The following is a 12,336-nucleotide window of genomic DNA, read 5'->3' on the forward strand; positions in this document are numbered from 1 at the left end:
TGGCCAGGCCCGCAGGGGGCCGGGTGCGGAGCGGCCGTCACATTGAGGGTGCGGTGCTCGGGGCTCGAAGCGGCCGAACTCGAGAGGTTCAGAGGCGCTGTGCGAGCCGGGCGGGTATCACCGGTTCAGCGGCACATTCGACAACACATCACGACGCGGCCGGCCATCATGGTGCCGGCAGTCCCGTTCGCCTCCCAGGCGGACAGAGAGCGTGCGTCGTTCGTCATGCGCCTGATTATGACGGATTGCGACGGATCGCGTCAAATCGCACGGATGCGACACCTGCATCATGAAGAAATGTTGCAGATTGCCCAATTCTGACCGTCGCCGCAAGGGCTGTCCGCCGCGCGCGCGACCAGCGTAGCCTGGCGGACATGGGTGCACTCGAGTTCACGCATGAGCCGGACGCTTCACGCTGGGCCCTGCGCAAGGGCGGACAGCTGGTGAGCGTGCTGGAGTATCGCGACGACGGACAGACCGTGGCGATGGTGCGCGCGTACACCGTGCCGACCTTCCGCGGACACGGCTATGCGGCCGAGGTCGTCGGCCGCGCCGTCGCCGAGCTGGAGGAGCGGGGCGACCGCACCGTCCAGCCGGTGTGCTGGTACGTCGCGGACTGGTTCGACGACCATCCCGAGCGCGCCGGCATCCTCAAGCGGCGCCGCATCGCGTAGATCCGGCGCACGCACTAGCCTGCCGACATGCGGTTCGAGCAGGTGTTCACCGGGGTCGCCGTCGTGTTCGAGGCCCTCGGCGCGTTCGCGATGTGCGTCGGCTTCGTCGTCGCGGTGATCCTCGGCATCCGCGCGATGCGCCGCGGCGAAGGAGGCGCGGCCTCCTTCCAGGTGCTGCGCACGACCCTCGGATCTGCGATCCTGCTGGGCCTGGAGGTGCTGGTGGCCGCAGACCTCATCCGGACGATCACCTCGAACCCGTCGCTCGAGGAGGCGGCGATCCTCGGGCTCATCGTGCTCATCCGCACGGTGCTGTCGATCTCGATCCAGATCGAGATCGAGGGAGTGCTGCCGTGGCGACGGGCCCTGCTCACCAGCGGCGGACAGCTCATGGGCAGGGCGATCGCGCGCGACCGGGATGCCGCCAGGGCGGCGCGCGGCGACGTGACGCCCTGACGGCGTAGCCGCGGCATCCCCCTTCGTCAACCCCTCCGCGGACTCCAGGACGGTGCGCGACCCTGGGGTCCGAGGTGAGGAGTCGTGATGTCGAACACAGGCAACGAGTACGAGCAGCCGGGGATCAACTATCCCGATCGCGAGGACATCGAGGGCGTCGAGCCGGCAGAGGGCGAGCCGATGCGCGATGACGAGGCCGCCCAGCGGCCGGCCGGTGTGGACGCGGATCATCACGGGCAGGACGGCGGGCGGGACACGCTCACCGTCGGCGAGGCCCAGCGCACCGGCGGACTGGGCGCCGGCGACACGCAGGATCTCCCCGCCATGTCGCAGAACAACGCGACGGCCGAGGAGAAGATCGCCGGCATCATCGTCCAGGCGCGTCAGGATGTCGCGGCCGGAACCCGCGAGCCGGTCGAGGACATGATGCGCGAACGCCTGAGCCAGGCAGGTCTCGACGTGTCGGACGAGCTGGTGGCCGAGCTCGCCGAGCGCGTCAGGGCGAGCTGAGACCGCTCACGCCGGGCAGGGCGCTGCGGCGACCGAACGCGGCCGCCGGGGGCGGCGACGCGGCGTGCGGTGCGTCGTGCGGGCGCCCGCGTCGCGCTGGCGGATCGACTCGATCAGGTGCTGCTCGCGGTCGCGCTCGGCGGTGTCGAAGCGGAACTGCGTCTCGGCGGAGATGACGGTTGAGAGCATGATTCCTCCGGTTGTCGATGACCTGAACCTACGCGGGGGGTCCGACATTCCGAGGGTTGCGCCGATGGCGGGAATCGTGCGTTCGATGACCGTTCTCACAGGGCCGCGAGGATCGCCCGCGCGGCGGGCGCGGCATCCCGGATCATCGTCTCGTGGCCGTGTCCCTCCACCTCCGCGTAGGTGGCGTCCGGCAGCAGCCGCACGACCTCCTCGGCCCAATCGCGCGGGACGACCCGATCGTGCTCGCCGCGCAGCACGAGCGCGGGCACGCGGACCTCGGGGTAGGTGGCCTCGGGGCGGTGGACGAGCATGGCGCGCAGCTTGCTGCGCAGACGTGGTCCGGCACGAAGATACTCGCGCGCGCCCGCCACGATCACGCGCGGGCTCTCGATCAGCAGATCCTGACCGAGTCGCGCGAGCTGGCGCAGCGCCGTGCGCTCGGCGGGGTTGACGGTCGGTCCGATGAGCACGACGGCGCCCGCCGCGCCGGGGTGCCGGGCGGCGACCTCGACGGCGACCTGGGTGCCCATCGAGTGGCCGATCAGGACCGGCCGGTCGGCTCCGCGGCGGTGCAGGAAGGCGGCCACCAGGTCGGCGTTGCGCTCCATGGTCGGGGTGCGCGGGGGCTCGGGCGCCTCGCCGTAGCCGGGCAGGTCCACGGCGACGACCGTCCCGTGCGGGGCGAGCTGCTCGATGAGATCCGCGAACACGGTGCGACCCATCCCGATGCCGTGGATCAGCACGAAGGAGCGTCGACCCGAGCCATGCTGCTCGGCGACCAGCGTGGCGCCGTCGTGGTCGAAACGCCGGACGGTCACGGCGCGCGCTTCGCGAGGCCGATCCACAGGAACAGTGCGCAGACGACGACGCGCACCACGAGGTTGATCACGAGCACCGGGGTCGCCGCCTGCATCGCGATGTAGACGATCTCGAGCGCGGCGGTCGCCCCGTGGAAGGCGGCGAAGCTCAGCGCGATGAGCCGCACGGAGTACACGTCGTCCAGGCGCGCGGCGCCGATCGACAGCAGGCCGATGCTCAGCTCGGCCGCGGCGAGGAAGTACGACATGAGGTTGTCGACCGGGTCCATCGCGATGCCCACCGTCGCCGGGATCACACCCGGGAGGACCGCCAGCAGCACCGCGGCCGCGATCGTGACGACACCGTGCACGATGAAGACGATGCGCTCGGCGAGGCGCGGGAGTGCGGGCACCTCGGCACCGTACGACGCGGCCGCGCCGCCGGTCAAGCCGCCGTGCTGCAAGGCGGGGGATGCCCGGGTCCCGGAGTGCCGGACCGGCGATGTCCGAAGTGCCGCCTAGCGTGGTCGCAGAAGTGCTCGCGGTCATGGCAACGGCCGCTCACGGGATGGAGGGATCATGGAGATCGCACTGCTGCTTCTCCTCGCGCTGAACCTGCTGCTCGGCATCGGCATGCTGAGCGTGCTTCTGCTGCGCGGTCGCGGTGAGGCGATCCTCCCGGAGCTGCGTCTGGCGCTGCAGCAGCAGCGCGCCGAGCTGCAGCAGACCGTCTCCGGCGGTCAGCAGCGCACGGACGCCCACCTGCGAGAGCTGCGGACCACGCTGGAGCAGCGCTTCGACGTGCTGCGCGGCGAGAACGAAGCCAAGCTCGAGCAGATGCGCGTCGCCGTGGACGACAAGCTGCAGCACACCCTCAAGACCTCGCTCGACGCGAACGCCGAGCGGATCCGCGAGCTCACGGAGCTCAATGCGCAGAAGCAGCTCGACCTGCGCATCACCCTCACCGACGAGCTGGAGAAGCTGCGGAAGGAGAACGAGGCGAAGCTGGAGCAGATGCGGGTCACCGTCGACGAGAAGCTGCAGGGCACGCTGGAGAAGCGCCTCGGAGAATCGTTCGCGCTCGTCAGCGACCGGTTGGAGCAGGTTCAGAAGGGTCTCGGCGAGATGCAGACGCTTGCATCCGACGTCGGTGGTCTCAAGCGCGTCCTCACCAACGTGAAGTCGCGCGGCGGCTGGGGCGAGGTGCAGCTGGCCAGGCAGCTGGAGGACGTGCTCACGCGTGATCAGTACGCCGAGAACGTCGCCGTGCTCCCGGACTCGAATGACCGCGTCGAGTTCGCGGTCAAGCTGCCGGGCAACGGCGAGGGCGAGAAGCCGGTCTGGCTGCCGATCGATTCGAAGTTCCCCCAGGAGGACTACGAGCGCCTCCTCACGGCCCAGGAGGCGGGCGACTCCGCGGCCATCGAGGCGGCGGGCAAGGACATCGAGCGTGCGATCGTCACGCAGGCCAAGCTCATCGCCTCGAAGTACATCGGGCCGCCGCACACGACGGACTTCGGAATCATGTATCTGCCCACGGAGGGTCTGTTCGCCGAACTCATGCGGCGTCCCGGCGTCGTCGCGAAGCTGCACAACGAGTTCCGTGTCGCCGTCGCCGGCCCCACGACGCTCATGTCGCTGCTGAACAGCCTGCAGATGGGCTTCCGGACGCTCGCGATCGAGAAGCGCTCCAGCGAGGTCTGGAAGGTGCTCAGCGCTGCGAAGACCGAGTTCCACAAGTACGGGCAGGTCTGGGAGAAGCTCGGCAAGCAGCTGCAGACGGCGCAGAACACCGTGACCGAGGCCGGGCGGCGCACCCGCGCGGTGGAGCGCAAGCTCCGCGGGGTCGAGTCCCTCGACGCCGGCGAGACCGTCCACGGCGCTCTCGACGAGGTGCTCGCCGACGGTGCGCTGTTCGCCGGTGACGACGACGGACTGAGCGCCGTCCGCCGGAGGATCGAGGCCACGCCCTGACGGCCAGGGATCAGACTCAGCGCAGCCGGTACCCGACCCCCCGCACCGTCTCGATGCGATCGGCGCCGAGCTTCTGCCGCAGGTAGCCCACGTAGACGTCGGCGACGTTGGAACCGGGATCGAAGTCGTAGCCCCACACCCGGCTGAGCAGCTGCTCGCGGCTGAGCACCTGGCCGGCGTGGCGCACGAGCTCCTCGGCGAGGGCGAACTCCCGCGCTGAGAGCTCGATCGTGACCCCGCCGACCTGGGCGGTGCGGGTGCGGATGTCGAGGCTCAGATCGCGGTGGCTCAGCTCGACGGGGGCGACCGCGTCGTCATCGTCCCGGCGCATGCGCAGCCGGATCCTGGCGAGAAGCTCGTCGAACCGGAAGGGCTTGCCGAGGTAGTCGTCGGCGCCGCCCTCCAGGCCCGCCACGGTGTCGTGCAGTTCGACCCGGGCGGTGAGCATGATGACCGGCATCTTCGAGCCGGACCCGCGCAGTCGCTCGAGCACCTCGAAGCCGTCCATCCCGGGCATGTTGATGTCGAGCACCAGCAGGTCGAACTCGCCGGTGAGCGCCAGTTCGAGCGCGTCTGTTCCCGTGGTCGCGACCCGGGTGGCGAACCCCGCCGAGCGCAGGCCCTTCTCGATGAAGCCCGAGATGCGCGCCTCGTCGTCAGCGATGAGCACGGATGCCATCGTCCACCCCCTTCGCAGCGTCGCCGGCCGCCGGCCGCGACGGAACCGTGATCGTGAACACCGCACCGCCGCCGTCGGCGTCGCGCACGGCGGCTCCTCCCCCGTGAGCCTGGGCGATGAGACGGACGATCGCCAGGCCCAGCCCGCTTCCGCGCTGCCCGCGGGCCTCATCGCCCCCGCGCACGAAGCGGTCGAAGGCCGACTCGCGCAGCTCGGTCGGCACGCCCGGCCCATGGTCCCGCACCGAGAACTCCAGGTCCTCGCCGACCACGCGGCATCCGATCTCCATGCGCCCGCCGCCGTGGGTGACGGCGTTCTGGGCGAGCTGCAGCATCGCCTGGGTGATGCGGGCCGGGTCGAGCCGCACCGCCACCTCCGCGACGGCGCCGACCGTGACCTGCGCGCCCTCGATGGCCGCGGCCTTGCGCGCGATCTGCCGCACCAGGTCGGCGGCGTCGATCGGCTGCCGCGCGATCGGCGCCGGGCCGTAGAGGGATGCCGCACCGGCCAGATCCTGCACGAGGCCGCCCATGCGGTCGAGCTCGTCGATCGCCAGCCCCTGGGTCTCGCGCACATCCGCGGGGTCGACCGGGTCCATGACCTCGACGTACCCCCGCACGATCGTGATCGGGGTCTTCAACTCATGCCCGACATCGCTGAGCAGCCGCCGCTGCGAGTCGAGCGCGTCGGAGAGCCGGTCGAGCATGTCGTTCATGGTCTCGGCGAGCTCCGAGACGTCGTCGCGTCCATGGATGGGGAGGCGCTCGCTGAGCGACTGCGCCGATACCCGCTGCGCCGTCTCCCGCATCTCGCGCAGCGGTCGCAGCAGGCGGGTCGCCACCACGAACGACAGCCCCGCGATGACGAACAGCGCGACGGTGGTCACGAGCGTGTACAGACGCGCCGACCGGTTCAGCGCCTCGAGCTCGGCGTCGAGGTCGTACGCCATGGCGAACACGACGGTCTCGGGCGCGGGGGAGCCGGGGACGCTGATCGGCACCGCGAGGTAGCGCCACGTGGCGGCGTCCGCGGCGAACGCGCTGATCACGACGTCGCCGTCGCCGACGGCGCTCACGACCTCGTCGATGAACTCCGACCGCTGCAGGTCCACATCGAGGGGCACCCCGGGCACGAGCGCCGCCTCTCCGGCCACGATGCCGATCGCGCCGGTGTTGTCATCGGGGCTCATCCGCTGGACGACCGCTCGCAGGGCGTCCGAGGACGACGCCCAGCCCCCGGTGCGGGGATCGCCGGAGTCGACGAGGAAGCGCGCGGACTCCAGATTGGCGTGGAGCCGGTCGTCGGTCTGCTGGAGCACGTCGGCACGGTCGATGAAGTACACGACGACCCCCACCGAGGCCATGGCGAGGCCCGCGATGATCGTGATGACGGCGACGATGCGCGTGCGCACCGACGGCACCGGTCGTCTCCGAGTCTGCGAAGCCCCCACGCCCCCAGTATGACGACAGGCCCGCAGCGGACCACCGGACCATAAGAGAGCTCTCATCCGGTGTCGGCATCATCGAAGCGAGGAGGCGATCGTGACCGACGAGGACGCAGAGCTCGTGGCGGACGCGCTGGAGGTGCCGCCGGCATCCCTGCGACTGCTCAGTCGAGAGCCGCTGGGCGACGGATCGGTCACCGGCTTCCTCGTCCGCGAGACCGAGACCATCGCCTACCTGGACAGCTCGCTCCAGACGGTCGCCGCCGAGACCGGATTCGCCCGCGAGGACGGCCTGCGGATCTGGCTGCATCCGGCCGACCCGCATCTTCCCGCGCTCGCCCCCGTCGCGTATCAGGGCGGAGCGGGCGCCCTTGTGGAGCGACTCGGACTCGGTCCGCTGCGCAGCGTCGGGATGATCGCCTACCGCCCCGGCCGCCGTGCGATCCTGCGCGTCGACACCGACGCGCAGGACCCGGTCTGGGTGAAGGTCGTGCGGCCTTCCCGGGTCGACCGCATCGTCGATGCGCACCGAGCGCTCCTTGCCGGCGGGCTGCCCGTGCCCGACGTGCTCGGCTGGTCGCCGGATGGGCTGCTCGTGCTCTCCCACGCCGTGGGCGAACCCGCCACGGAGGTGGACTGGGACGCCGTGGCGCTCCTGGACGCGGTCGACGCCCTGCGCGCGCGGCTCGCGGCGGCGTCGCTGGATCAGCCCGCCCGCTCGTCGCTGTCAGGCCGGCTGAACTGGTACGTCACGCGCCTGCGCGCCGCGCTTGCGACCGACCCGCGCGTGGACGAGATCGCTCGCGCGGCCGAGCGGATGCTGGAGGCCACCCAGCCCGAACCGGTGACCGTGCACGGCGACCTGCACCTCGGCCAGCTGTTCCTGAGCGGTTCCGCACACACCATCACCGGGCTCGTCGACGTCGACACCGCCGGTCGCGGGGATGCCGCCGACGACGCGGCGGCATTCCTCGCCCACGCCGTCACCAGCGCCATCGGCACCGAGCCGTCTCCGGCGGCCGACCGCGTGTGGGCGCTGGCGGTCGCGGCGGCACAGCGGTGGGGGGACGAGCGGGTCACGGCGCTGACGCAGGTGCACCTGCTCGGACATGCGCTCGGGGCGGCCGAGCGCGCCGGGGGCGATCCCGCCGTGGCGGAGCGGCTGCTGAGGATCGCCGTCGGGCTGCGTCCGCGGATGCCTAAGAGCGATCTCATCGAGGTTTTCGAGAGGGCTTACCCGCGATCGCCAGGCTGATGTCACGACTTCGGAAGGAGAAGGTGACATGGACAGGAAGAAGTGGATCACGTACGGGGTGACCGGGATCGTGGGCCTGGGCATCATCGGCGGCGGTGCCGCCGCGGCCGCGCAGACGATGGATCTGCGCACGATCGACGACCAGCGCATCTCGAGCGGGGCGGTGCTCGACTCGGGTCCGGCCACGGTGACGCCGTCGCCGACCGCCGACCCCAGCGCCCCCTCCGCGGCATCGGCGCCGAGCGCGGCGTCGGCACCCAGCGCGGCGTCGCAGCCGTCCCCGGCGTCGCAGCCTTCTCCGCCGTCGATCCCGTCGCCGGCCTCCATCCCGTCGCCGGCGTCGATCCCGTCGCCGGCGTCGGTCGCCTCGGCTCCGTCGATCTGACCGAGGCGGTCCCCCTGAGGAGCCCGCCGGAGCGATCCGGCGGGCTCCTCGGCGTGCACGGTGGATTCTAAGAAGCGTCTCATGAAGATTTTCGAGAGGCCTTACGCGCGATCGCCACACTGGAAGTCAGCACTTCAGAGGAGACGGCCAGATGAAGAGGAAGTGGGTCGCCTACGGCGTGACCGGCGTCGTCGGTCTCGGCCTCATCGCAGGCGGCGCCGCGGCTGCGGCGCAGTCGATGGATCTGCGCACGATCGACGACGAGCGCATCTCGAGCGGCACCATCAGCGGCACCCTCTCCACAGACCTTCCGACGGTGGAGCCCACGCCGAGCGCAGATCCGCTCGCGCCGAGCGCTGCGACCCCGCCGTCGGCGACCTCCGCACCGACCTCCGCGACCAGTGCCGCGTCGCAGCCGTCGCCCGTGACCCCTCCATCCCCAGTGTCGGTCAACTCGTCCCCATCGAATTGACCGACGACAGCACTGCCCCCACAGTGCGACAAGGGGCCCGCCGCAACGGCGGGCCCCTTGCTCATCCTCGGAGTCAGTTCACGAGGTGACGGTCGGCGGCGCCGATGAGCACGTCGAACAGCTGCCCCGCGGTCTCCTCCGTGAGGATGCCGCCGCTGCTTTCCACGCCGGCCGTGATGAACGCCTGGCGCTGCGCGTCGCGCTGGTCGGCCGGGATCGACGCGAGCTGCTCGCCGGAGGCGATGAGATCGTCGTCCGAGTAGAACTGGTCGAGCTGCTCGGCGGTGATGCTCGGTTCGATCGTCTGCATGATGGCGAGCACGGCGGGCTTGACCTCGTCGAGGTACGCCTGCTCCTGTGCGGAGGCGGCTCCGTCGGCATCCGTGTCGGTCTCGCCCGGCTCCACCGTCGCCGTCACCGCCGGCGTCGGCGGAGACGTGCCCTCGGTGTCGGCGGCGGCCAGCCCGATCCACACGACGGCGGCGACGATCGCGAAGGCCCAGAGCACTCCGCCGACGACCGAGACGACGATGGCGGCAATGCCCAGCCCCTTGCCTCCCTGTCTCGAGGAGGCCAGGGCGACGATGCCGACCACGAGCGCCGCCAGCAGCAGCAGCCCGCCGACCGCGGCGAGCACGAGCGAGATCCACGCCATCGGGACGAATCCGCCGAGGGAGATGACCAGGCCGATGATCGCGAGGATGAGCGCGGTCAGACCCAGGGTGTTCGGGCGGCTCTCCGGCGCGGGCGCCGTGGCGTACGGCGGCGGCGGGGGATAGCCGGCGGGCTGCGTGGGGTCTGACAAGAGATTCCTCCAGGTGTTCTCGGTGCCCGTCGAGCCTATGCGACGATGCGACCCCGCCGGACACGGTCGGTCAGCCGGACCCGGCGGCGTCCCGCGGCGCGGCGCCCAGGGCGGCATCCAGCTCCGCCAGCCACGCGCGCGCGTTCCCGTCGGACGGTGCGCGCCAGTCGCCGCGCGGCGACAGCGACCCGGCCGCCGCCACCTTCGGTCCGTTCGGGATCGCCGAGCGCTTGAACTGCGCGAACGCGAAGTAGCGCTGCAGGAAGACCCGCAGCCAGCGCACGATCGTCGCCCGATCGTACGCGTACCGGTCACCGGCGGGGAAGCCGGGCGGCCAGGCGCCCGCCTCGGCATCGCGCCACGCGTGCTCCGCGAGGAACGCGATCTTCGACGGCCGCAGCCCGTAGCGCAGCACGTGCCAGAGCGTGAAGTCGTGCAGCGCGTACGGGCCGATGAGGTCTTCGGTCGACTGCACGTTCCCCTCGGCGTCCGGCGGCACCAGCTCGGGGCTGATCTCGGTGTCGAGCACCGATTGCAGCACGGCGGCGGTGGCGGCGTCCACGCCTTCGCCGGCGGCGATGACCCACCGGATCACGTGCTGGATCAGGGTCTTGGGCACGCCGGCGTTCACGGCGTAGTGGCTCATGTGGTCGCCCACGCCGTAGGTGGCCCAGCCCAGGGCGAGTTCGGACAGGTCGGAGGTGCCCACGACGAACCCGCCGTTCTGGTTGGCCAGCCGGAACAGGTAGTCGGTGCGCAGCCCGGCCTGCACGTTCTCGAAGGTCACGTCGTGCACGGGCTCCCCGTCGGCGAAGGGATGCCCGATCCGCTCGAGCATCTCGGTCGCGGCGGGCCGGATGTCGATCGTCTCGATGGTCGCCCCGATCGCCTCGGAGAGGGCGATGGCATTCGACTTGGTGCGGTCGCTGGTGGCGAAGCCCGGCATCGTGTAGGCGAGGATGTCGGAGCGGGGGCGCCCGAGCCGATCCATCGCGCGGGCGATGACCAGAAGCGCATGCGTCGAGTCGATCCCGCCGGAGACGCCGATGACCGGCCGGGGCATGCCGATCGCCCGCATCCGCTGCTCGAGACCCGAGACCTGGATGTTGAACGCCTCGTAGCAGTCCTGCGCCAGCCGGGCCGGATCGTCCGGCACGAACGGGAACCGGTCCAGCGGCCGAGCCAGGCCGATGTCGCGCGCGGGCGGCTCGAGGGAGGTCTCGATGACGAGGAAGGAGTCCTGACCGCTGAGGACGGACCGGTCCCGGACGGTGCTGAGACGGTTGTCGTCGAAGGTGCCCTGGCGGATCCGGTCCTGACGGATCCGATCGAGGTCGACGTCGGCGACCGACCGGCGCGGCCCGTCCGGAAAGCGCTCCGTCTCGGCCAGCAGCAGACCGCTCTCGTAGATCATCGTCTGGCCGTCCCACGACACGTCGTTCGTGGACTCTCCCATGCCCGCCGCGGAATAGGCGTAGGCGGCGAGGCAGCGCAGCGACTGGGACTGACACAGGCTCCGGCGGTCGTCCGCCCGCGCGATGGTGATGGGGCTGCCGCTCAGGTTCACCAGCACCGTCGCCCCGTTCAGGGCAGCGAGCGACGAGGGCGGCACCGGAACCCACATGTCCTCGCAGACCTCGGCGTGCAGGACCAGGCCCGGGACGTCCTGCACGTCGAAGAGCAGGTTGGTGCCGAACACGACCTGTTCGCCGGCGACGGTGATCGGCTCGCCGGACCAGGGCTCGCCGGCGGCGTACCAGCGGCGCTCGTAGAACTCGCGGTAGGTGGGCAGGTGCGCTTTGGGGGCGACGCCGAGCACGGCGCCGCGGTGGATCACCACAGCGCAGTTGTAGAGCCGGCTGCGGTGCCGCAGCGGAGCCCCCACGACGAGGATCGGCATGAGGTCGGCGGATGCCTCCACGATCTGCGCGACGGCGTCGTCGACGGCGTCGCGCACGGCATCCTGCATCACGAGGTCCTCGATCGAGTACCCGGTGAGGCAGAGCTCGGGGAAGACCGCCACCGCGACGGCATCCTCATCGCACTCCCGAGCCGTCGCGAGGACCGACTGCGCGTTGGCGGCCGGATCGGCGATCGCGATCGGGATCGTGCACGCGGCGATGCGCGCGAAGCCGTGCCGGTAGGCGCTCTCGAAGGGGAGGCTGGTGCTCACGGTCCCAGTCTGACAGGTGCGGGTCTTCGCCCGCAGGCGCCTGTCGCACCCCGCCGATACTGTCGAGGGGAAGGGGTGGGGAATGCGCTACATACCCGATGAGGGCCGGATCGTCTGGAGCGCGAGCGATCTGAAGGCCGCGGCCGAGTGCGAGTTCGCATGGCTGCGGGCGATCGACGCCAAGCTCGGCCGGGTGCCGGAGGTCGTCGACCCGGCGGACGCCACGCTCGAGCGTGCGGGCCGGCTGGGCGAGGTGCACGAGCAGCGGGTGCTCGCGCAGTACCGCGCCGAGTTCGGCGACGCCGTGCGCGAGATCGCGCACGTGTCGTCGGCGGATGCCGCGGGCCTGGCCGCGGCGGTCGAAGCCACGGTGGCGGCACTCTCGGATCCGACCGCGGAGGTCGTCTACCAGGCGGCGTTCGCCACGGGTGAGTTCGTCGGCTTCGCGGACTTCCTGGTGCGCCCCTCGACAGGCTCGGGGACCGGGACAGGCTCGGGGAGCGCGACAGGCTCGGGGACCGGG

At 71.1% G+C, this 12,336-nt stretch carries 14 protein-coding genes and 1 pseudogene; 8 read left to right on the forward strand and 7 right to left on the reverse strand.

Translation table 11 applies throughout. The features are described from left to right. The first annotated feature begins 374 nt into the window (after positions 1 to 374). The 3 genes from ACIWQI_RS10120 to ACIWQI_RS10130 all read left to right on the forward strand — a co-directional run bounded on the left by ACIWQI_RS10120 (position 375) and on the right by ACIWQI_RS10130 (position 1,640). Positions 375 to 674, forward strand: coding sequence for a GNAT family N-acetyltransferase (locus ACIWQI_RS10120; RefSeq protein ID WP_396657137.1), 300 nt, complete (start codon positions 375 to 377; stop codon positions 672 to 674). Between the two features lie 27 nt (positions 675 to 701). Continuing rightward, positions 702 to 1,130: a DUF1622 domain-containing protein gene (locus ACIWQI_RS10125; RefSeq protein ID WP_396657139.1), complete on the forward strand. Its 429-nt coding sequence runs from the start codon at positions 702 to 704 to the stop codon at positions 1,128 to 1,130. A gap of 87 nt (positions 1,131 to 1,217) precedes the next feature. Further along, entirely contained in the window at positions 1,218 to 1,640 is a 423-nt protein-coding gene (locus tag ACIWQI_RS10130; protein WP_396657141.1) for a hypothetical protein, read from the forward strand. Between the two features lie 6 nt (positions 1,641 to 1,646). On the opposite strand, the gene ACIWQI_RS10135 is transcribed toward ACIWQI_RS10130, so the two are convergent. The 3 genes from ACIWQI_RS10135 to ACIWQI_RS10145 all read right to left on the reverse strand — a co-directional run bounded on the left by ACIWQI_RS10135 (position 1,647) and on the right by ACIWQI_RS10145 (position 3,039). Beyond that, entirely contained in the window at positions 1,647 to 1,829 is a 183-nt protein-coding gene (locus ACIWQI_RS10135; RefSeq protein WP_396657143.1) for a hypothetical protein, read from the reverse strand. A 95-nt stretch (positions 1,830 to 1,924) separates the two neighbouring features. Next, positions 1,925 to 2,647: an alpha/beta fold hydrolase gene (locus ACIWQI_RS10140; protein WP_396657145.1), complete on the reverse strand. Its 723-nt coding sequence runs from the start codon at positions 2,645 to 2,647 to the stop codon at positions 1,925 to 1,927. Then, the gene (locus ACIWQI_RS10145) at positions 2,644 to 3,039 is read right to left on the reverse strand and encodes a hypothetical protein (RefSeq protein ID WP_396657147.1); all 396 of its coding nucleotides are present in this window, start codon (positions 3,037 to 3,039) and stop codon (positions 2,644 to 2,646) included. Before ACIWQI_RS10145 ends, ACIWQI_RS10140 begins: the two co-directional genes overlap by 4 nt. A 166-nt stretch (positions 3,040 to 3,205) precedes the next feature. On the opposite strand from ACIWQI_RS10145, the gene rmuC reads away from it, so the two are divergent. After that, positions 3,206 to 4,600 carry a DNA recombination protein RmuC gene (rmuC, locus tag ACIWQI_RS10150; protein ID WP_396657149.1) on the forward strand — a complete coding sequence of 465 codons (1,395 nt, stop codon included), beginning with the start codon at positions 3,206 to 3,208 and terminating at the stop codon, positions 4,598 to 4,600. Between the two features lie 16 nt (positions 4,601 to 4,616). Here the strand turns inward: rmuC and ACIWQI_RS10155 are convergent, their stop codons facing one another. Both ACIWQI_RS10155 and ACIWQI_RS10160 read right to left on the reverse strand, forming a co-directional pair. Continuing rightward, on the reverse strand, positions 4,617 to 5,279 hold the full coding sequence (locus ACIWQI_RS10155) for a response regulator transcription factor (protein WP_396657151.1): 663 nt from the start codon (positions 5,277 to 5,279) through the stop codon (positions 4,617 to 4,619). Next, positions 5,257 to 6,699 (reverse strand): sensor histidine kinase, encoded by a 1,443-nt coding sequence (locus tag ACIWQI_RS10160; protein WP_396657153.1) that lies wholly within the window; start codon positions 6,697 to 6,699, stop codon positions 5,257 to 5,259. Before ACIWQI_RS10160 ends, ACIWQI_RS10155 begins: the two co-directional genes overlap by 23 nt. Positions 6,700 to 6,820: 121 nt before the next feature. On the opposite strand from ACIWQI_RS10160, the gene ACIWQI_RS10165 reads away from it, so the two are divergent. The 3 genes from ACIWQI_RS10165 (at position 6,821) to ACIWQI_RS10175 (ending at position 8,835) form a co-directional block, all read left to right on the forward strand. After that, positions 6,821 to 7,978, forward strand: coding sequence for a hypothetical protein (locus ACIWQI_RS10165; RefSeq protein WP_396657155.1), 1,158 nt, complete (start codon positions 6,821 to 6,823; stop codon positions 7,976 to 7,978). Positions 7,979 to 8,006: 28 nt separating this feature from the next. Beyond that, positions 8,007 to 8,363: a hypothetical protein gene (locus ACIWQI_RS10170; RefSeq protein WP_396657157.1), complete on the forward strand. Its 357-nt coding sequence runs from the start codon at positions 8,007 to 8,009 to the stop codon at positions 8,361 to 8,363. Between the two features lie 151 nt (positions 8,364 to 8,514). Further along, positions 8,515 to 8,835 (forward strand): hypothetical protein, encoded by a 321-nt coding sequence (locus ACIWQI_RS10175; protein WP_396657159.1) that lies wholly within the window; start codon positions 8,515 to 8,517, stop codon positions 8,833 to 8,835. 73 nt (positions 8,836 to 8,908) lie between these two features. Here ACIWQI_RS10175 and ACIWQI_RS10180 read toward each other — a convergent pair whose 3' ends face one another. Together ACIWQI_RS10180 and ACIWQI_RS10185 are read right to left on the reverse strand one after the other, a co-directional pair. Continuing rightward, on the reverse strand, positions 8,909 to 9,640 hold the full coding sequence (locus tag ACIWQI_RS10180) for a hypothetical protein (RefSeq protein WP_396657161.1): 732 nt from the start codon (positions 9,638 to 9,640) through the stop codon (positions 8,909 to 8,911). A 70-nt stretch (positions 9,641 to 9,710) separates the two neighbouring features. Beyond that, complete coding sequence (locus ACIWQI_RS10185; RefSeq protein ID WP_396657163.1) at positions 9,711 to 11,813, reverse strand: NAD(+) synthase; 2,103 nt, start codon at positions 11,811 to 11,813, stop codon at positions 9,711 to 9,713. 82 nt (positions 11,814 to 11,895) lie between these two features. Here ACIWQI_RS10185 and ACIWQI_RS10190 point away from each other — a divergent pair. Beyond that, positions 11,896 to 12,336 (forward strand): annotated as a pseudogene (locus ACIWQI_RS10190) (DNA helicase); the annotation flags it as partial.

This window comes from Microbacterium sp., assembly GCF_044508325.1.
GTDB lineage: Bacteria > Actinomycetota > Actinomycetes > Actinomycetales > Microbacteriaceae > Microbacterium.